Source organism: Pseudoalteromonas ostreae (assembly GCF_018069805.1).
GTDB classification, from domain to species: domain Bacteria; phylum Pseudomonadota; class Gammaproteobacteria; order Enterobacterales; family Alteromonadaceae; genus Pseudoalteromonas; species Pseudoalteromonas ostreae.
In genome coordinates this window covers 239,218-259,320 of record NZ_JAGPYN010000001.1, presented here as the reverse complement: position 1 = coordinate 259,320, position 20,103 = coordinate 239,218, and the positions used below count along the sequence as shown (strand labels likewise).

The 20,103-nt window shown below is 41.6% G+C and carries 21 protein-coding genes; 7 read left to right on the top strand and 14 right to left on the bottom strand.

Going from position 1 to position 20,103, the window contains the following annotated elements:
• Window positions 1–2: 2 nt before the first annotated feature.
• The 6 genes from J7338_RS01010 to J7338_RS00985 form a co-directional block, all read right to left on the bottom strand.
• On the bottom strand, window positions 3–1,373 hold the full coding sequence (locus tag J7338_RS01010; RefSeq protein ID WP_228732885.1) for a hypothetical protein: 1,371 nt from the start codon (window positions 1,371–1,373) through the stop codon (window positions 3–5).
• Window positions 1,374–1,497: 124 nt separating this feature from the next.
• A complete protein-coding gene (locus J7338_RS01005; protein WP_149980101.1) occupies window positions 1,498–1,749 on the bottom strand; it encodes a hypothetical protein in 252 nt (83 codons plus the stop codon).
• Window positions 1,750–1,792: 43 nt separating this feature from the next.
• Window positions 1,793–2,197, bottom strand: coding sequence for a DUF1761 domain-containing protein (locus J7338_RS01000; RefSeq protein ID WP_210794771.1), 405 nt, complete (start codon window positions 2,195–2,197; stop codon window positions 1,793–1,795).
• 282 nt (window positions 2,198–2,479) lie between these two features.
• A complete protein-coding gene (locus J7338_RS00995) occupies window positions 2,480–3,010 on the bottom strand; it encodes a response regulator transcription factor (protein ID WP_210794769.1) in 531 nt (176 codons plus the stop codon).
• A complete protein-coding gene (locus J7338_RS00990; RefSeq protein WP_210794767.1) occupies window positions 3,007–4,260 on the bottom strand; it encodes an ATP-binding protein in 1,254 nt (417 codons plus the stop codon). Before J7338_RS00990 ends, J7338_RS00995 begins: the two co-directional genes overlap by 4 nt.
• Window positions 4,261–4,288: 28 nt before the next feature.
• The gene (locus tag J7338_RS00985) at window positions 4,289–4,693 is read right to left on the bottom strand and encodes a nuclear transport factor 2 family protein (RefSeq protein WP_210794765.1); all 405 of its coding nucleotides are present in this window, start codon (window positions 4,691–4,693) and stop codon (window positions 4,289–4,291) included.
• A gap of 390 nt (window positions 4,694–5,083) precedes the next feature.
• Between J7338_RS00985 and J7338_RS00980 the strand changes: the two genes are divergently transcribed.
• Window positions 5,084–6,157, top strand: a complete 1,074-nt coding sequence (locus J7338_RS00980) for a ketoacyl-ACP synthase III (RefSeq protein WP_210794763.1) — start codon at window positions 5,084–5,086, stop codon at window positions 6,155–6,157.
• 55 nt (window positions 6,158–6,212) lie between these two features.
• A complete protein-coding gene (gene gloA2, locus J7338_RS00975) occupies window positions 6,213–6,599 on the top strand; it encodes an SMU1112c/YaeR family gloxylase I-like metalloprotein (RefSeq protein WP_210794760.1) in 387 nt (128 codons plus the stop codon).
• Here the strand turns inward: gloA2 and J7338_RS00970 are convergent.
• Window positions 6,596–7,957 carry a leucyl aminopeptidase family protein gene (locus J7338_RS00970; RefSeq protein WP_210794757.1) on the bottom strand — a complete coding sequence of 454 codons (1,362 nt, stop codon included), beginning with the start codon at window positions 7,955–7,957 and terminating at the stop codon, window positions 6,596–6,598. The genes gloA2 and J7338_RS00970 overlap by 4 nt on opposite strands.
• A 94-nt stretch (window positions 7,958–8,051) precedes the next feature.
• Window positions 8,052–8,501, bottom strand: coding sequence for a hypothetical protein (locus J7338_RS00965; protein WP_210794754.1), 450 nt, complete (start codon window positions 8,499–8,501; stop codon window positions 8,052–8,054).
• Window positions 8,502–8,653: 152 nt separating this feature from the next.
• On the opposite strand from J7338_RS00965, the gene J7338_RS00960 reads away from it, so the two are divergent.
• The 3 genes from J7338_RS00960 to J7338_RS00950 all read left to right on the top strand — a co-directional run bounded on the left by J7338_RS00960 (window position 8,654) and on the right by J7338_RS00950 (window position 13,350).
• Window positions 8,654–8,836 (top strand): oxidoreductase-like domain-containing protein, encoded by a 183-nt coding sequence (locus J7338_RS00960; RefSeq protein ID WP_210794751.1) that lies wholly within the window; start codon window positions 8,654–8,656, stop codon window positions 8,834–8,836.
• Between the two features lie 303 nt (window positions 8,837–9,139).
• The gene (locus tag J7338_RS00955) at window positions 9,140–11,788 is read left to right on the top strand and encodes a TonB-dependent receptor plug domain-containing protein (RefSeq protein ID WP_210794748.1); all 2,649 of its coding nucleotides are present in this window, start codon (window positions 9,140–9,142) and stop codon (window positions 11,786–11,788) included.
• A 107-nt stretch (window positions 11,789–11,895) separates the two neighbouring features.
• Window positions 11,896–13,350 (top strand): tetratricopeptide repeat-containing sulfotransferase family protein, encoded by a 1,455-nt coding sequence (locus J7338_RS00950; protein ID WP_210794745.1) that lies wholly within the window; start codon window positions 11,896–11,898, stop codon window positions 13,348–13,350.
• Here the strand turns inward: J7338_RS00950 and J7338_RS00945 are convergent.
• Entirely contained in the window at window positions 13,304–14,218 is a 915-nt protein-coding gene (locus J7338_RS00945; RefSeq protein WP_210794743.1) for an alpha/beta fold hydrolase, read from the bottom strand. The two genes, J7338_RS00950 and J7338_RS00945, sit on opposite strands and share 47 nt — an antisense overlap.
• Before the next feature lie 124 nt (window positions 14,219–14,342).
• On the opposite strand from J7338_RS00945, the gene rlmF reads away from it, so the two are divergent.
• Entirely contained in the window at window positions 14,343–15,278 is a 936-nt protein-coding gene (gene rlmF / locus J7338_RS00940; protein WP_210794741.1) for a 23S rRNA (adenine(1618)-N(6))-methyltransferase RlmF, read from the top strand.
• 8 nt (window positions 15,279–15,286) lie between these two features.
• The gene (gene ltaE / locus J7338_RS00935; RefSeq protein ID WP_210794739.1) at window positions 15,287–16,300 is read left to right on the top strand and encodes a low-specificity L-threonine aldolase; all 1,014 of its coding nucleotides are present in this window, start codon (window positions 15,287–15,289) and stop codon (window positions 16,298–16,300) included.
• Here the strand turns inward: ltaE and J7338_RS00930 are convergent.
• The 5 genes from J7338_RS00930 to J7338_RS00910 all read right to left on the bottom strand — a co-directional run bounded on the left by J7338_RS00930 (window position 16,277) and on the right by J7338_RS00910 (window position 20,073).
• A complete protein-coding gene (locus tag J7338_RS00930) occupies window positions 16,277–16,867 on the bottom strand; it encodes a thymidine kinase (protein ID WP_210794737.1) in 591 nt (196 codons plus the stop codon). The genes ltaE and J7338_RS00930 overlap by 24 nt on opposite strands.
• 132 nt (window positions 16,868–16,999) lie before the next feature.
• Window positions 17,000–17,473, bottom strand: coding sequence for a methylated-DNA--[protein]-cysteine S-methyltransferase (locus J7338_RS00925; RefSeq protein WP_210794735.1), 474 nt, complete (start codon window positions 17,471–17,473; stop codon window positions 17,000–17,002).
• On the bottom strand, window positions 17,470–18,831 hold the full coding sequence (locus J7338_RS00920) for a DNA-3-methyladenine glycosylase 2 family protein (protein WP_210794733.1): 1,362 nt from the start codon (window positions 18,829–18,831) through the stop codon (window positions 17,470–17,472). The genes J7338_RS00925 and J7338_RS00920 overlap by 4 nt, the downstream gene beginning before the upstream one ends.
• A gap of 78 nt (window positions 18,832–18,909) precedes the next feature.
• A complete protein-coding gene (locus J7338_RS00915) occupies window positions 18,910–19,536 on the bottom strand; it encodes a superoxide dismutase (RefSeq protein ID WP_210794731.1) in 627 nt (208 codons plus the stop codon).
• Between the two features lie 30 nt (window positions 19,537–19,566).
• Window positions 19,567–20,073, bottom strand: a complete 507-nt coding sequence (locus J7338_RS00910) for a hypothetical protein (RefSeq protein ID WP_210794729.1) — start codon at window positions 20,071–20,073, stop codon at window positions 19,567–19,569.
• Window positions 20,074–20,103 lie beyond the last annotated feature (30 nt).

Genomic DNA, 20,103 nt, shown 5'->3' with positions numbered 1-20,103 from the left:
AATTACAACTCCTTTTGCCATGCAATATCTAACACTTGCGGATGTGTACTTTGAGTATCGTCGCTGCTCGTTGTAAAAAAACGTTGTACGCTAAAAAAAATATCATCACCTCCACCTGAACCAGAGGAAGGTATAAAAAAAGCAGTGACTTGATTGGGCCCTGTGCGCAGCAGGAGTTCGTTTTGCTTTGAAAGTTTAGCATCAGATAATATTGGGTTATTGCGATAATCGCCTGGGAGTATAAATTGGTTTTTTACCGTTAATGTCTCAAGGCTATACTCATTGACTAAACCCGTTGTACTGACACTCAGTAGACTATTGTTGAAACTTCCCTGAAAATAATTAGAGATAGAAAATGCCTGGACATCTGGTGGTAACGTACCATTGCGATTATGCTTAATAACAGGGCTTGCGATAACTTCCCCCCCGGTGTTTTTACACTGAGTATCAGATGAATGCATATAAGTTTTGCATATTTCTCCTTCACCGCTGATCAAACTAACACTGTAATATAGATAACCATTATCAATAATTGGTTTATTAGCTATAACACCATTGAGGTTTTTGCTCCAAATAATCTGCGATTGATTATCTACCTTGTGTAAAAACCCATCTTGAGTAGGAACATAAGTAAAACGGCCATTTGTTACAATTGCTCGTTCAACAATATCTAGCCCAAGGTTCATAAGTGGTTGCAGGTATCCGCTTAACTCGACTTCTTTCATTACTTTTGGCTTATCCACTACCACTGCCGTTTTTTGCTTTTTAGTGCTGCCAAAACCCACTGCGGATAACTCAAATGAACTATAGTCATACGCTGTTATTGCTTTGTTGCCAGTAAATGGTAACGCTTTATAATGTGTGCCATTTACTTTTAAATTGACTTCACTCGCCCCCTCAACGTTCCACGACACAACAACTCGCTCACCTTGAGCAACTTTACTTTTGTTGGTAGAAAAGGAGGTAATATGTAGTGGTGACGTATTTACATTATTGATACTCGTCCAGCCTGCGCAACCATACTGATGACACCCTTTAACTCTGAATTTATTACCTAAACTTTTATCAGCACGATATTCATTACCTGTAAGATTGCTCGCAACTAACTGCCAACTACCATTAATGTAATGCTCAATAACATAATACTTACTGTCGGAATTTTTTGTCCATTGCAGCCAATATTCTGTTGGCGTTTCTTTGATAGTTAGGTAAGTTGTTGTATCTGGGTATAATTCGATGGGCACAAAAATTGTAATACCAGATACATTAATTGGAGCATACGCTTGTTGAAAGTCATCGTCGGCATTTACTAAGCACGAATAGAAAACTAGCACCATAAGCTGTACACGAAATAACGCTGCACTGACTTTCATTTTAATCCTTTAATTTAATGAGTATTACATCCTAGTAACAATTATACTTACATTAGATACAGGAACAATCAGACTAAAAGATGATTAAATGAATGAAATATGAATATACGCTCAAATTAAATGACTACTTAAACGTCACTTTGCCGCCGATCATTTTATACGCGGGTGCGCCTCGGATGATTGCTTCTCGAGCAAAAGGGCGTGAGCAGTTGGGGCATACGCAAGGAATTGTGGTGAAATCTTGACTGATCCGTTCGATAAAACATTTAACCAATGCCCCTTTGCCGCCTTTACGGTATTTAAATAAAGGGGCTTTACATTGGCTACAAAAAATATCGACGGTTTTAGTAGGGCCTTTTTTATTCGGTTTTGCCATTATTTTATTACTTTTACTACAAACACGCGAATAGATTAACAGCTTATGGCCAAAGTCCAAAGATTAAGCCCATTAAAGTAAACTGTAAAATATGGTAACCGCTATTAATTAAAAACAGCTTTAGTGGCCGTTGTTCATAAATATAGCTCATCCCTAAGGCACTGCTTACCAAACATAGTCCAACCGCAAAGCCAACGCCTACCGCAACTCCTAAATGTGGGTGTGGCCCTAAAAGCAGTGATAAACCAAAAGCGATAAATAACGATAAAACAAAACCGCCACCAAATACCCATGTTGGATTTGTTGCTTTTAAATCTAGCTCCGTTAGTCCACAGCCTTCTAGCCAAGCTCGTTGAAACAACCAAGGTGAATACCAAACGCCTCCTAACATAAAAGAAGACATGGCAGCTAATAATACGGCTACAAAATCTAGTTGTGATAAATCCATAATGACTACTTATGCTGATTGCAAAAAATACAATGATATTTTACTGTAGTTAATGAACGCCATTGCAGCAACTATCTAAACTGCAAAACTATCTATGATGCGTAGCTGCGCCTAAAACATCAACATATTTAAGTAACTTGAGATTCATTTAAAGTGATAAAAACGACTGTATTGTAACGTTTGTCGGGCCAATATTATTGCTTAAAAAGCAACAACTAGCTTACTGAGTATTAATAAACCGGAAACCGCGATCTGCGATAACTATCACTATTACGTTAGGATTTACTGCTGAACGGGTTTTTTCTGTAGCTTGCGCTGCAAAGTCCGCCTATGCATATTAAGTTGCCGAGCAGTTGCTGAAATATTGCCTTGATTGGTATGCAGCACTTGCTGAATATGTTCCCACTCAAGCCGCTCTGGCGACATAGTTGCAATATCATCTGCAACTAACTCAGTACTTGGCTCACATTTGCCTGTTAATGATCGTAATAACGTGGGCATATCAACGGGTTTTGTTAAATAATCATTTGCACCTAGGCGCATAGCCTCTACAGCCGTGGCGATACTGGCAAAGCCAGTTAACAATACAATATGTGTGTCTGTTAGTAAGGCTCTCAGTGGTGCGATCAGTGCTAAACCGTTATCGTCAGCTAATTTCATATCGAGCAGAATATGCGTCGGTGCATAGCTTTTAGCTACACCAATAGCTGCAACTTTACTATGTGCCTGCTGACATGTAAAACCGTGTTTGGTTAAGCGCCGCGCTAGCGTATTGGCAAGATTAATATCATCTTCAATAATTAATAGCTTCATGCAGGCTCAACTTGTGGCCCATCAATGGTTAATTGCACCTTGGCAACCGCGCCACTTTGTGGGTGATTAAATAATGTTAAAGAGCCTTGTAAACGCTCAAATGTTACATTTGAAAGCATCACTGCCAATCCCATTCCCGTTTCACTAGGCATTAACTGACCCCCTAACTCTGACAATTGTGCTGCGCTAAATCCTTTACCAAAATCACGTATAACTAAACTCACTGTTTTAGGGTTATCTGGAGTCTGTTGCCAGCTTAATTCCAGTGTTTGTTGCTGGGCCTGTTGATTGGCAAAAGCAGCATTTTGCAATAAGTTTATTATTGCTGGCAGTAACATAGCATCATTAGTAACCGAGCTAGCAGGTGCTACATTCAGCCAATTAAGCTGTTGATCTGGATATTGTAACAACATTGTATCGCTAATTTGTTGGGCTAATACGCTTAACGATACTGTCGCCGCAGCCGTTTGTGTACGTAGTTCAGATGACAGGGTACGAAACTTTTTTAACTGCTGTGCACATTGCAACAAGGGCTGCTGCATGTCTTTCACAATCTCATTATCAGGCTGCTCTTCAAGAAGTTCTTCGTACAATAATTGTAAATTGGCGATTGGGCTGGCTAATTGATGAGTAATTTGTGCCGCAGCACCATCAAGCGTGACTAATTGCTCTGCTCGTAATTGTTTTTCACGCACTGTTGCAATGGTACGTTCTCGCGAATGCAGAGCACGATTCATAGTGCCCACAACGAGTGCAATTACACTGGCACTGATCACAAAATTAACCCACATACCGATAAAGTGACTGGTCATTTGCATATGAGGCATACTATGTTCGGGTATTTTTAATAACAATACGCTATAAGCAGTAAGTGCCAATACAGCAATATAAGCTAAACCTCGGGCACTTACACTCACTGCTGCAATCATTATTGGTAACAACAATAACGACACAAATGCATTGGTCGCACCACCACTTAAAGACAGCAATACCGCTAAAAAAAGCACATCAGCCGTAAGCTGCATTAACATCCCAAGCTCTTTCGCTTTACTAACATTACGATAAGCAATCACGCTTAAAATTTGAAATACAGCTTCAAGGGAGATCACTAGCAGCAAAGGCAATAAAGGGATTTGGTGCTCAAGTAAAAAATAGACTGCTACAACAGCCAATAGTTGAATAGCAATTGCACCACTGCGTAACATCAGTAAACGGCTAATCGCAGGATCAGTGCGTATTAAAAACGCCATACATAATTACCTAATTAAAAAGGTTAACCTAATCATCATCCATAGAGATATTAAACACAGCACACGGCGTTCCTTGATGAAACACCATTTTCCACTGACTACCGGTTAATCGCCATAGCGACATCCGTAATGAATAGTTAAACTCAGCGCGCGCAGAGCGCCGATATGCGGCTTGATAACTTAGTTGGGCAATATCGTCACTCAGCATTCGGCCTTTAAAATGCTGATTGTAAAACTGCGGCACCACTTCAGTAGGTAACCGCGTTAATACTTGGTATTTATTAAACACAGTGCCATTGGCGGCAATTTCTATAAAATCATCATCGAGCAAGCTATCCAGTGCCTGCTCAGATTGACGAACGTCAGGATCTAATAATTGGCGCTCAGCGTCAATCAAATGATTAAACAATGATGCCTTAATTTTGCTGCCCATACTGTATCCTACAATTGCTGTTTATATACTTGCCCTGCTTTATCACAAACGGTACATTTTGCTATGCCGTTTATCATCCAGAAAATGAGACATTGGCGCTGATGATATCTGCTTGTTTACCAACACTCAACTGCCGTAGTCTATCTTGGTTGGCCAAGTAACTTAGCTGCATTAACTGTTGCTGATATAATAGTCAGCGTTATAGCTTGCGTTTCAGAGATGCCATATTTAACTAATCATAAACTCATTTATCTACTACCATTAGCCCAAATTACGTTTAATTACCACTATTTACGACGTAAGCTAAGTTATAAACTAGTCTTAGAAGTGGATTTTTGGTATAAATCAAATATAGATAATACATATCTGACCACTTAAAGAGAGCATACTATGACCTACGCACACATTACAGGTTGGGGTAAATGTATTCCACCTGCGCGTATTAGCAATGACGAAATCAGCCAATTAGTTGATACCAATGATGAATGGATCACCTCACGTACGGGCATTAAAGCCCGCAGAGTGAGCCACGTAAGTACTGCAGAGCTGGCCACTGTGGCAGCTAAACATGCAATAGCCTGTGCTGGCATTGATGCTAAAGACATCGACTTAGTGTTACTAGCAACATGTACGCCCTCTACTATGGTGGCAAACACCGCTTCGTTAGTACAAAAGAATATTGGAGCAGTTGGCGCAGCCGCTATGGACACCAATGCAGCCTGCTCGGGTTTTTTATATGCCCTACAAGCCGCAACAGCACAAATTCAAGCGGGTATGATCAAAAAAGCCGTAGTGATCGCCGCTGAGCGCATGACCTGGTATGTAAATTGGGATCGCCGTGACAGCGCTGTACTATTTGGTGATGGTGGTGGAGCTGTGGTGCTTGAAGCAGCTGAGACACCCGCAGGATTATTAGCCAGTAAAACAGGCTGTGATAGCGAAGACCGTGATATCTTGCATATCACTAACTTTGGTAGTGACTTAAATAAATATGTGCCTATTGGGCCGTCTGATTTATTGTTTGAAGGTCGCGAGATATTTAAACGTGCTGTAAAAGGCATGAGCGAAGCCTGCGACGATGTGCTCACACAAGCAAATTTACGCCTTGATGACATCGATGTACTTGTACCGCACCAAGCAAATTTACGTATCATTCAAGCCATTCAACATCGCTTAAAAGTACCCGATGAAAAAGTAATGGTTAACATTGGCGAATACGGCAATACCTCAGCTGCAACCATCGCAATCGCATTATGTGAAGCTGTTGAGCAAGGATTAATTAAACCACATGCTAATCTCATGTCTGCAGCATTTGGTGCAGGGTTAACCTGGGCTGCTAGTTACATAAAATGGGGCGAACGCGTCACGCCTATCAACATCAGTGAGGCAGCGCTGCCTCCGTGTGATAAAACCGGTTTAGAACTTGTTGAAGCCGCTGTAGCTGCATGTAAAGGCACAGATTAATCTCATAATGTATCAATTAAAGCGCGATTTTCGCGCTTTTTTTATTGGAAAAAATATGAAACTACTCGCGATTCATCACATTGCCATTATTTGCAGCGATTACCAACGAGCTAAGCATTTTTATACTCAAATACTCAAACTACCTATAATTCATGAACAATACCGTGCTGAACGTGACTCTTATAAGTTGGATCTAGCATTGCCAGATAGTAGCCAAATAGAACTATTTTCATTTTCTGGGGCGCCAAAAAGACCTAGTTACCCAGAGGCGCAAGGATTAAGACACCTAGCTTTTGCAGTAGCTGATATTAACCAAGCTAAAGCTTACCTAGAAGAAAATGCTGTAGAAGTAGAAGAAATAAGGGTTGATGAAATCACCGGGAAGCGTTTTACATTTTTCGCCGACCCCGATGATTTACCACTAGAGCTTTATGAAGCTTAATTAAAGCGACTTTGTAAGTAGTTAAATACGGCACGAATACCGAGTGCTTCACCACCAACTGGACGACCAGGTAATGAGCGGGTATTCCATGCCATTACATCAAAATGTACCCAAGGTGTGGTTGGCTCTACAAATTCTTTTAAATATAGTGCGGCAGTAATTGCGCCGCCAAATGGAGTATTTGCACAGTTAGCCATATCTGCAACATCACTTTTTAATAAATTTTTATATTGCTCAAAAAGCGGTAATTGCCAAACGGGATCGCTTACTGCAATACCGGCGTCAATAATACCATTGGCAACATCACGCTCAGTTGAGAAAAACCCTGGTAACTCAGTGCCTAACGCAATACGACAAGCACCGGTTAAGGTTGCAAAATCAATGATCAGCTCAGGGTTATCATTTTGTGCTTCCGTGAGTGCATCACATAACACTAAACGCCCCTCTGCGTCGGTGTTATCGATTTCGACCATAATGCCTTTACGTGTTTTAATTACATCGCCAGGGCGAAATGCATTGCGCGATACCGCATTCTCAACTGCGGGGACCAACACGCGTAAACGAATTGGTAAATTTGCCGCCATAATTAACTGCGCTAAACCAATTACATGAGCTGCGCCGCCCATGTCTTTTTTCATATTGCGCATACCTGAGCTTGGTTTCAGGTCTAAACCACCAGAGTCAAAACATACACCTTTACCGACTAAAGTGATCAAAGGTGCATCTTTAGCGCCCCAATGTAAATCAAGTAAACGCGGTTTATTTTCACTGGCACGGCCTACCATGTGGATAGTTGGATAGTTTTGTTCTAATAATTCATCTCCTACCCATTCATTGAATTGACCATGGTATGTGTGCGCTAAATCAGCCATCACTTGTGAAAGATGCTGTGGCATCATATCTGCGGCGGGAGTATTAACTAGATCTCTCACTAAGTTAATTGCATTTGCCTGGCGTGTAATACGCATAAATAATGCTTCATCGGCTATCGCTAATTGTGCTTTTACAGCACCTTTAGCTTTATATTCGCTAAATTCATAACCACCAAGTATAAAACCCAGAGCAATCTGTTCTAATTGCTGTTCACACTCTTGAACTTGATAAATTCCTGCTGGCAGTTTGCTGGCTAATTCACCCGCGAGCCAAAAGTCATCAACGCTATTAACTAAACAATACACCTGACTTAGCGCTCCACTTTGTGGATTGACCACCAAGGCTAAACCTTGTTTTGCAAAATCACAGCTATTTAGCCAGTTTTGTAAAAAAATCGGCTGCTGTGCTTGCCATGTCACTAAGTCATTTTTAACAATAAAAGATAAAGGAATACCCGTAGAACTATGGCGAATTAATGTACTCATTAAATGACTCGTTTAAAATTATATGATGATCAAGCATATCAATAACTCAGCATAAAAGGTATAGCACAAAGGCTATCCTTTAAACTGCATGGCATTATTTTTTTACAGGTGGTTTTACGTCTGATTTTGCCGTTTTTTCAGCGTGGTGGTGTTGCTGCTCTTCATCAGCGATCTGCTGATCAATGTCTTTAAGTGATTTATTAATGTTAAATGAACTTGGCAGTACATCAACCCCAACCCATTGACCCAACTTAACAACCAGTGGGATAGTCAATGGTGCAAAAGGTAAAACAGCAAAGACACCTAAACCCAACCCTTTGAGAATATCAACAAACTGGGCATTCGCTTTTTGCAGATCCTCTTTACTCACATCTCCTTGGGTGTAGCGACGATAAATTGTGAGCATTTCTTTGGTTTCTTGTTTTTCTTGCGCTAACGCAATTTTAAGTGCCACCATAGCGCGCTTGAAACGCAACTGTTGGCGTTTAGTTGTAATTTTTGCCACTCGAATCGGGGCACGATGAATAACTTTATATAGTCGCATAACGCTATTCTCACATAGCCTTTACACTTCACAAAGCATAATTTAATACAATCACTGATTAACAGATCCACATTATTTCTTAGCTAGTAAAAAAGCCATGTTCAAGTATAATCACAGGCCAATAAACAGCCATACTATTAAATCTGTTAGTAATGAATAAAATACCGCAACACACAGCCGATATATCAAACCGAGTTGACGACTCAAAACCATCCAGACCAGCTGCGGATCAGTGCTGTGGTGGTGGCAGTTGTTGCCCATGTGTTTGGGATGAATACCGAGAAGCGTTAAAAACTTGGCGACAACAAAACCCTGAACTAAGCGACCATCTATAATGACCATTGAACTTTACTGAATAGTATCCAGCCTAAAAACGTCTATTTATAAAATTATTATTTCATTTACTTATAAAAAAATCCTACTTATTACTTTATTTCTAATTCTCTCATTTAAAAATATCATTATTTTTCATGCAAGTATGTAAATCTCTGCTTTCCTCTATAGAAAAACAAAAAAAAACCAAAGCATTTAACACCTTGCACAATTATTTAACAAGTTGTATAACTTTAATAGACTATTTGGCTTTTTAAAAATCATATAGTTACGAAATCACAATAATTCTAACTGGGGAAATTAGAATGAAATTTAAAAATAATTTATTAAATCATGCAGTTAAACTTGCATTAACGACAACCACCGCAGGCTTATTTATTTCAGGGACTGCCTTAGCTGCAGATGAGCAAGCTAAAGTCACTAAAGTAAATAAAAATGTAGAAAAAATTGCCGTAGTAGGAACGCGCTCAGCACCACGCTCCATTGGTGATTCACCAGTACCTATCGATATCATCGGCGGTGAAGAACTTGGTAAATCTGGTAATACGGATATGCTCGAGTTATTAAAAGGCTCAATTCCATCATTAAACGTACATTCAATGCCTATTAGTGATGCAGCATCTTTAGTTCGCCCAGCGAACTTGCGAGGCTTACCGTCTGACAGTACATTGATATTACTCAATGGCAAACGCCGTCATAGAGCCTCGGTTATAGCCTTTTTAGGTGGCGGCATAAACGATGGCGCACAGGGTGCAGACATTTCCGTTATTCCTAGTATCGCACTGAAACAAGTTGAAGTACTACGAGATGGCGCAGCAGCACAGTATGGTTCAGATGCAATTGCTGGGGTTATTAACTTTGTACTTAAGGATGCCTCTGAAGGCGGTAGTTTTGAAGTACGCCAAGGGCAATACTATGAAGGCGACGGTGACACGACACAAATTTCCGGTAATATTGGTTTACCATTTACCGACAATGGCTTCGCTAATTTAAGTTTTCAATATAAAACAGCGGATGCAACGAGTCGCTCAGTGCAACGCCCTGATGCAGCAGCCCTTGCTTTGGCCGGCGTACCCAACATAGCTCCTATCACACAAGTATGGGGAGCACCAGAAGTTGATGACGATATCTCTATTTTTGGTAATGTCGGCCTTGAACTAACTAAAAATTCCGATTTTTATATGTTTGGTAACTACTCAGAGCGTGATGTTCGCGGTGGTTTTTACTATCGTAACCCAACAACTCGTCCAGGTGTGTATGGCGGAACAATTCGTGATGTCAATGGTACAAATATGCGTCGCCCTGGTGATGATAATCCAGCAGCTCAAAAGCTGTGGGATGAGGCAACTCCAACAGTGTTAGTCGCTTCATTGGATGGATATGATCAACAAATAAACTGTCCTCTTGTCGAACTGCAAGCAAATGGTGCACCAGATCAAGCTGCTATAGATTCTCTAAGTGCTGCAAATTGCTTTGCCTTTAACCAAACATTACCTGGCGGTTTTACGCCTAACTTTGGTGGCAACATTACAGATACCTCACTTACAATAGGTACTAAAGGCGAGTTCACTGGTGGTATGTTAGAAGGAGCGTACTACGATATAAGTGGCACGGTCGGCTTTAATGAATCTCGTTACTTTATTTACGATACTGTTAATGCGTCGTTGGGCCCTGATAGTCCGCGTGATTTTAGCCCTGGTAAATATTCGCAATTAGAGAAAAACTTTAACTTTGATTTATCAAAAGGCTTTGATTTTGATCTAGCATACGATGTAAACATAGCCGCTGGCCTTGAATGGCACGAAGAAACTTTTACCGTTACCTCTGGTGATGTGGCATCATTTACAGCAGGCCCACTGACAGAGCAAGGCTTTGGTATCGGTTCAAATGGTTTTCCAGGTTTTAAACCATCTGATGCTGGTGAATATACTCGTCGCAACTACGCCGCTTATGTTGATATTGAGGCTCCATTTACTGAGGAGTTTTTAATGGGCTTAGCGTTGCGCTATGAAGACTACGATAGCTTTGGCTCTACTGTTAATTATAAATTAATGGCTCAATACCACTTAACCGATGATTTAAACGTTCGTGGTTCAATAAGTTCCGGCTTTCGGGCACCGACAGTTGGCCAAGCCAATGTCAGTAACGTGCAAACAAACCTCAGCAGTGGTGTGCTGGTTGACTCCGCTTTATTACCCCCAACCAATCCAATTGCGGTACAGTTAGGAGGGACAGAGCTTGAGCCTGAAGAATCGAAAAGCTATACCTTTGGCGCTGTATATACCATAGGTGAGGTATTTCTAACTATTGATTATTACAATATCCAAGTTGATGACCGTATTAGTCAATCTGAAAAAATCGAGCTAAGCCAATCAGATAAAGACACCCTCGAAGCCGCTGGCGTGCCCAACGTACAAAGCCTAGCGCAAGTAAGCTTCTTTACTAATGACTTTGATACTACGACTCAAGGTGTAGACTTTGTAGCAAATTACGCCACAGATTTACTCGGTGGTAGTTCAACATTTAGTTTAGCGTACAACTGGAATGAAACAGAGGTTACTCGTTCAACTGATATTACTGGGGCGTTTAAGGTAAGCCGACTAGAAAATGACTTACCAAATCACCGTGGTACACTTAGCTGGTCACAGCAATGGGAAAGTTTCTCAATGTTTACTCGTGCAAATTATTTTGGTGAATACCAAGGTGTGCATGTCGATTATGATGCTACAGCAAAAACAGCTGATGCAGCAATTACTCTCGACGCTGAAGTGACTTACTTTTTGAATGATTCGATTAGTTTCTCAGTCGGCGCACAAAACCTGCTCGACCAAGAAGCAGAGAAACTTGATTTTACCGTTGCACCTAATAATAACTGGGGTGGTAAATATTATGAAACCTCGCCATACGGTATTAACGGCGGCTTCTATTATGCCAAAGCAACGTATACTTTTTAAACGTAGCTAAGCATTGAAAAGATAGGCGAAATGCTCAAGACATTTCGCCTTTTTCGTGCTATACCCAAATAATAAATCTAGTAACTAAAAAATAAAAAAAGTGATGCATGTTGCTAAAAAAAGCTAACCAACTACTTGCCGACAATAAACTCCAAGAAGCGGAGTTTCACTATAAAACCATACTTGAAAGTGATCCCCAAAATGGTGAAGCACTATTTGGTTTAGGCCGGATTGCGCTGCGCTTAGAGCGTTTTGATGCTGCGGTTTATTTACTACAAAGAAGCTGCGAACGCCTGCCTAATATGTTGGAGCCACTGCATGCCTTAGCCGATGCATTTAATGGCGTTAATTCGCCAAATGATGCATTAACGGTACTGGAGTATGCAAAAAGCATTGCCAGCCATAACCCAGAGCCACACTATTATCTTGCACAACATTATTTAACCCATGGCGAATTAGATAAAGCACATACTACCTTTTCCCAAGCGTTAAGCATCGGCTTGTACCCAGTTTCGGCGTATATTTTATTTGAATTAGTGCAACTTGGTCGCTTTGATAAACAACATAACTACATCAGTAATTTGCACCATTTACTGACACAAACCAATAATTTACGTTTAAAAATGGTGTGTTATTACGCCTTGGCAAAAAGTTATGATCAACTTGATGATATAGAGCAAGCTGTAAATTATTACCAACTAGCCAATAAATTGCAGCTGCAATTGAGTAATTTCAACACTGAACAATTAACGCCGTTTTATCAAAGTATTATGCGCTACAACCCAAAGAGCTTATTTACTACTGTCAAGTCAGGGTTTACAGGTACTGTCACACCCATCTTTATTATTGGCATGCCACGCAGTGGTTCTACATTATTAGAACAAATGTTAGCTTCACATAGCGAGTTTGCAAGCCTTGGCGAAGACCGCTGTATTAGCTCGCAAGTTGTCGCATTCATAGAGCAACAAACCAAGTTGCCCTACCCTGAATGTATTAGCGCACTCACCCCACAACTTATTGAGCAAGCGCGGGCTATTTATACCGCACGGTTAAAACAAGCAAAACCTATTCGGGCGTTTATGATCAATAAATTACCCTCAAATTATCAATCGTTAGGGCTTATTTATTTATTGTTTCCAAATGCTAAGTTTATTAACTTGCAGCGCGATTTTAATGCCACAGCTTGGTCCGTGTATAGTAATTACTTTGCAGAAAATGAACCTTATTTTTGCTCATTACCTGAATTTAAGCGTTACTTTGATTTATACCAAGGTTTGATGACGCATTGGCAACAAGCAATACCGACGGCTATCTTAGCTGTTCATTATGAGCAACTGATCAGCGAGCCGCACGATACGTTAAAAAGCGTATTTACATTTTTAGATACCACATTTGAAGAACAATGTTTAGACTTTTATAAATCAAAAAACCCAGTTACCACGCTTAGCAAAGCCGCAGTACGAAAACCGCTACATAACCGTGCGATAGAGCGCTGGAAACGTTTTGAAATACCTCTTAAGGCGTTGCTGAATAACGCTCAAACCACGCCACTAGATCCTTAAATTGATCTGCTTTAGCACAGGCGTGCGTTAGCATATTAATATGATCGTAATCATATTGATGGCCGTGTTTTTTCCCGTACATTTGCAGGTGTTGAATACCGACTCCTGACTCGGCAATAAATTTTTCAATATCAACTTGCTGTGCAAGTGCTTTATCTTTCACCCCACCAATGTGTAAGGTCGGTGGCAAGCTTAAGCCAGCTACAGCTTGCGCGTAATCAAACCCGTCATCGCTATCTAACCATGGTTTACGTTTAGCCCATTGCATACTTTGATAATGAGATTTTTGAGTTTCATCATCACTGCCCCACTTGAGACTTTTTGCGGGTAAATAACCATGTTTTTTAGCCAGTATTGGCGCTAAAAAATACCAAATCAAATTTCCTTGTAGGTACTTTTGTGGATGATGATTATAAAGTGAGCGTTTAGTGCCAAAGTAAGCACATGCTTTTACATCATTGATATACTGTGGGAAACGCGCAAACACACTGTTCATCAATACCCCTCCCCACGAGTGGGCTACCCAATAGGCCGGTGGTTTACCCTCACGCTCGGTAATTTTAGCGATAAAAGCGGGGATATCTTCAATAATGGCTTCGGTTTGGCCATAGTGAGCATGCCTTGAAATAGCGGGTTTACTGTCACCACGGCCACGTAGATCAGCCACATAGCACACGTAGCCTTGCTCAGCTAAAAAAGGGGCTAAGCCCTTATTCGAATAGGTATAAAATATTTTGCCATTTTCCACAGCACCATGCATAAAGAATACCGCAGGCCCTGTTGTTTTGCTGGTATCGGCTATTCTACGCATGTGCAGTGTTTGCTGCTCGGTGAGTTTTATAAACACCGACTCTTGTACAATCAGCATTTCAGTTCCTTGTTGTCATTGTTATTGAACCGTAACTCATCCTACCAGTATTTCAAACAAGATCACACGCTAATGTATTTCTCTGGTAAAATAACTTTTTTGTTTGCTAAGCTAATTATCTGTTATGAAATCAACGCCATTAAAATCAAAACTACATCCTCGCAATCGCCATAATCAAGGTTATGACTTAGCGTATCTAGCGTGCCAAGTGGCTGCGTTAAAGCCCTATATAGTGATCACTCCAAATGGCACTGAGAGTATTGATTTTAGTGATGAGCAGGCAGTTAAAACACTCAATCAAGCGCTGTTAAAAGCTTATTATGATGTTGAATTTTGGGAGCTTCCCGCTGGTTACCTTTGCCCGCCCATTCCTGGTCGAGTTGACTATATTCACTACCTTGCTGATTTATTAGCCGCTGATAATAACGCGCTGATCCCAACTGGCAAACACGTAAAGGTATTAGATATTGGCACTGGTGCAAATCTTGTTTACCCGCTTACAGGCAGCCATGAATACAACTGGCATTTTACAGGCAGTGATATTGACCCTGTGGCAGTTAGCATAGCCAAACAAGTCGCTCAATTTAACCAACGTAAAATCACCATTAAACAGCAAAAAAATCCACAGCAGATTTTTAAAGGTGTTATAAATAGCAAAGATCTATTTCACTTAACACTGTGTAACCCACCATTTCACGCAAGTGCTGAAGAGGCTAACAAAGGCAGTGAACGTAAATGGAAGAATTTAGGCAAAAGCCCTAGCAAAACCCTTAATTTTGGCGGTCAACATAATGAGTTATGGTGTGAAGGTGGCGAGCAGCAATTTATTGTTAATATGATTATCGAAAGTGAGCAATTCGCACAGCAATGTTTGTGGTTTACATCGCTGGTATCTAAGAAAGACACTTTACCTGCACTACAAGCACAGTTGCAAAAACAGCCTGTTGCCGAAGTAAAAGTAGTAGAGATGGCACAAGGGCAAAAAGTGAGCCGCTTTATTGCATGGAGCTACTTTGATCAAGCCACCCGCGAAGAAATTTGCCAACAATTTACAGCCTAGGAGGCACCATGATTGATTTTCGTTCTGATACTGTTACTAAGCCCTGCGCTAAAATGCGCGAAATTATGTTCAACGCCCCTTTAGGTGACGATGTGTATGGCGATGATCCCAGTGTTAATGCGCTTGAAGCATTTGCTGCACAGTGTCACGGCTTTGCCAGCGCCCTATTTTGCAGCTCCGGCACCCAAGCAAATTTATTAGCATTAATGGCTCATTGCGAACGTGGTGATGAGTATATTTGCGGGCAAAATGCACACAATTATAAATTTGAAGGCGGTGGCGCGGCAGTGCTTGGATCAATCCAACCACAACCAATTGAGAATGAAAATGATGGCAGCCTCTGCTTTGAAAAAATACGTGCCGCTATCAAACTTAATGACTTTCACTTTGCTAATACCCGCTTACTCAGTTTAGAAAACACCATTGGCGGTAAAGTGCTACCATTAAGTTATTTAGCCCAAGCGCGTGAGTTCACTCACAGCCATCAATTAGCACTGCATTTGGATGGTGCTCGCGTTTATAACGCTGCGGTTGCGCTTGAGGTAGATATTACCGAAATAACCAAACACTTTGACTCCGTGTCTATTTGTTTATCAAAAGGTTTAGGCGCACCAGTTGGGTCATTATTGCTTGGCTCTGTTGAACTTATTAATAAAGCAAGACGGTGGCGAAAAGTGCTTGGTGGCGGTATGCGCCAAGCAGGTATGCTGGCGGCTGCGGGGCATTATGCGCTTGAACACAACGTCACCCGCCTAATAGATGATCATAGCAATGCACGCTATTTAGCGCAGCGGCTCAATGAAATTGAAGGATTTCACGTCGACCTAACAAAAGATACCACTAACATGGTGTACGCCCATGTTTCCGATACTATTGATATTCACTCGCTGGCACAGCAGCTAACAGTAAAGGGGGTTTTATTCAGCCCGAATAAAACCTTACGTTTAGTGACCCACTTAGGCGTTAATCGTGCTGATATTGAACTATTTATAGCGGAATTAACTGCTGCGCTGCATGTTTAACGCAGCTTTATAGTGTTTGCGGCACACCGATACATAGCGGTCGTTGCCGCCAATTTCCACTTGATTGCCATCGGCAATCGCTTTGCCTTGCTCATCCGTACGTAATACGTGATTTGCCTTACGCCCACAATGACACACAGTTTTAAGTTCAACCAGCTTATCTGCCCACGCCAGTAAATACTGCGAGCCACAAAATAGTTCACCTCTAAAGTCATTACGCAAGCCGTAGCACAATACGGGTATACCTAATTCATCAACCACATCGGTTAATTGCATTACTTGCTGGCGTGATAAAAACTGACATTCATCTACCAGCACACAGTGACGTTTCTGTTCACTATTAAGTTGTTTGATCAGTTCAAACACATCTTTTTCTGCATCAAAGATATGCGCATCAGCTTGTAAGCCAATTCGCGATGACACAATGCCAACACCAGCACGGTCATCCAATGCAGCGGTTAAAATAACCGGCTCCATGCCGCGTTCACGATAATTAAATGCCGATTGTAATAACGTGGTAGATTTACCAGCGTTCATTGCAGAATAATAAAAGTACAGCTGAGCCATGAAAATGCCTACCCTGAAAAAATGCGCTAATACTACCTTAATCTTGATTGAACACCACCTTTTTTACCCACTCATTACTGGGATCTATTGACCCTTCAGGATTAAAACAGCTTCCTAATAACTAAGCGATAATTAAATGATCCCTTCGTGTTCAAGTAACCATTGCTTACGCTCTAAACCACCCGCATAGCCAGTTAACTTACCATTGGCGCCAATGATCCGGTGACACGGCACAATAATACTGATTGGGTTTTTACCATTCGCGGCACCGACCGCTCGCACAGCTTTGGGATTACTCAGTGCATGCGCAATATCAGAGTAACTTTGCGTTTGTCCAAATGGCACTGCGGTGAGCGCTTGCCATACCGCTTGTTGGAAAGCAGTACCATGGGTGGCTAGAGTGACATCAAAGGTTGTTCGCTTACCTGCAAAGTAGTCATTAAGCTGCGCAGCACAATTTAAAATATGTGGCTGCTCAATCTCTGAAAATGGGGTTTCTGGGCACTCTATAACTGGATAAAAGCCCACATAACTCACCCCGTGTTGGTTACCTTGAATAATAATGTCATCAATTGGGCTGGGTATGCGGGTTTGGATAATAGTCATATTAGCTGTTGCCATAGTTGAAAGGTTAAATAGGAGCGAAATGGCGCACACAGCTCATCATTAAATGGTTTTGCCTCCGCTTGCGCTTTCTTTACGCCTAAATCTCCCGCCAATAAAATATCGGGCTGACTTTGGCCGCGTAATTTTGCATAGTTTACTGTCCAAGGTCCAATCCCTTTGAGTGGCAGCCATTGATCAAGCTGTTGGCAATCAGGGTTATCGGCGCAAAATTGCGCTAAATTACGCAGCGCATTTTTGCGTCCTTGAGGCATTTTAAAAAATGCCAGCTCACTGTTTGCCACTACCTCAGGGGTTGGAAAATACACTCGCTCGCCATCTTGTTCGCCCAGTTCAGTCACCAGCTGAGTCACTAAATTATGCGCGGCAGCTACACTAACTTGTTGGCCAAGCACCGCACGAATACCCGCCTCGAATACCGACCAAATACCCGGTAACCGCAGCCCTTGGGTTAGCACAATTGCCCCTTGAAGCTGAGCTGCTAGGTGTTGTTCGATTTGCGCAGTATCAGCATCTAAATCGAGGACTCTGCGAATTTCACTTAAAATGGGCTGTAAAAAGCGTGGCTGATCAATATCAATACTGACTAAAAAATGATGTTTGTGCTCTACAAACTCAGCCGTAAACTGGCCTTGGCAATGCTGATTTTTAAAGCTGCGGCCATAGTGTGTCTCGCCAAGCCATTCGAGAGGTGAAATTAATCGCTTCGCTAAAAATTGCTGTAACGCAACCCAATTATAAGGGGGCCGAAAAGGTAATTTAAGCGTCAACACCGCATGTTTTGTACTGTGCTGCCCACGCATTTTTGAGGGACAAATATGCAATTGCTGTAAAAACGCATCATTAAATCGGCGAATACTGTTAAAGCCCGCTGCAAATGCCACTTGGGATACCGACAGGTTTGTTTCTTGTAATAATTTTTTAGCGAAATGGCACTGATTAAATAGCCGATACTGAGTTACTGAGATACCAAAATGTTGTTGAAATAACTGCCTTAAATAGCGGCTGCTCACGCCTAGTCGCTCAGCTAATCGTTCACAGCTTTGTTGCGTTGTTAAGTCACTGTCTATCAGCTGCTTGGCTCGCAGCGCTGTGGTTTTTGTTCCTTGCCATGCGCTACTTCCAGGGGCACTGTCAGGGCGACAACGAATACACGGACGAAATCCAGCCTGTGCAGCATTGTGCGCATATTGGAAGTATTCTACATTTTGCTCTTTTGCAGTTGGGGCAGGACAAATTGGCCGACAATAAATACCGGTGCTTTTAACACCGATAAAAAAGAGTCCATCAAAACGATGGTCGCGGCTTTGTCTGGCAAGTCGCCAATGGCTAGTATCCATAAGGTGCTCTTAACTATACATCTGCTAATAGAGTACGTGAAAAAATACAGTTTACTAGCCATTTTCGGCACTCAACCTTTATTCGCTAATTGATTTACTGATAGCAGCTAAATAACGACGCTCAACTTCAGTCCAATTAATAACATTATAAAAAGCTGCGATATACTCCGGGCGGCGGTTTTGGTATTTCAGATAATAGGCGTGCTCCCACACATCTAAACCTAAAATCGGCGTGTTGCCGTGCATTAATGGACTGTCTTGATTTAAACTACTTTCCACCACAAGCTGGTTATCTTTATTAACACTTAGCCACGCCCAGCCACTGCCGAAGCGACTAACTGCTGCTGCGGTAAATGCCTCTTTAAAGTTATCAAAGCCGCCAAGCTGCTCTGTGGTAGCATCTAATAAGCTCCCTTTTGGCTGTTCCCCACCATTGGGGCTCATAACTGTCCAAAACAATGAGTGGTTTGCATGACCGCCACCATGTTCTTGCACTACTTTTTGCAGCTCAGTTGGCAACGTGTCAATCTTTGCGAGTAACTCATGTACATCAGTATCGCTATACTGGGTATTTTCAAGTGCCGCATTGGCTTTATTGATATATGTTTGATGATGCAATGTATGGTGGATCTCCATAGTTTTAGCATCTAAATGTGGCTCTAACGCATCGTACTCATATGGTAATGGGGGTAATGTAAACGCCATAATTGTTCCTTGTCGGATTAAGATAAGTGATCAATGCACAGTGGCAGTTTGATCTGGGGTATAATTTAACGTCTGATTGATCTGTGCTATTAATTGCGGGTAATGACTGTGCAATTTGGCAAACTGTACTAACTCTGTGTAGGTTTTGTGATGATGGTGCACAACCACTGTACGTACCGTATTACATGGATGCTGAATTAAATGACTCAAAGTGATATGCACATCGCACAGCCACTGACAGGCTTGCTCTGTTTGATTCATTGCGCGGTAAGTGTCGGCTAGATTATGTGCTGCAACAACCAATGCTGGGCAGCAATGTTCTATCGCAGTGATCACGGATTGGCATATTTGGGCTTGGCTAAATTGACTTAATAAATGAGAGGCCAAAGTATGTGCGGTTGCGTATTTGTCTCTAGCTTCGAGTAAAGCGCCCCTTTCAAAGGCGTAATTACCAGCCATAATATTAGCTTGCCAAGGACTCAGAGCTTGATCAACACATGGAAGTTCTGCGCAAGTAATGCGCTGAAGCAGTGTCATAAAAATCACCTACACAGATTAATTGATGTG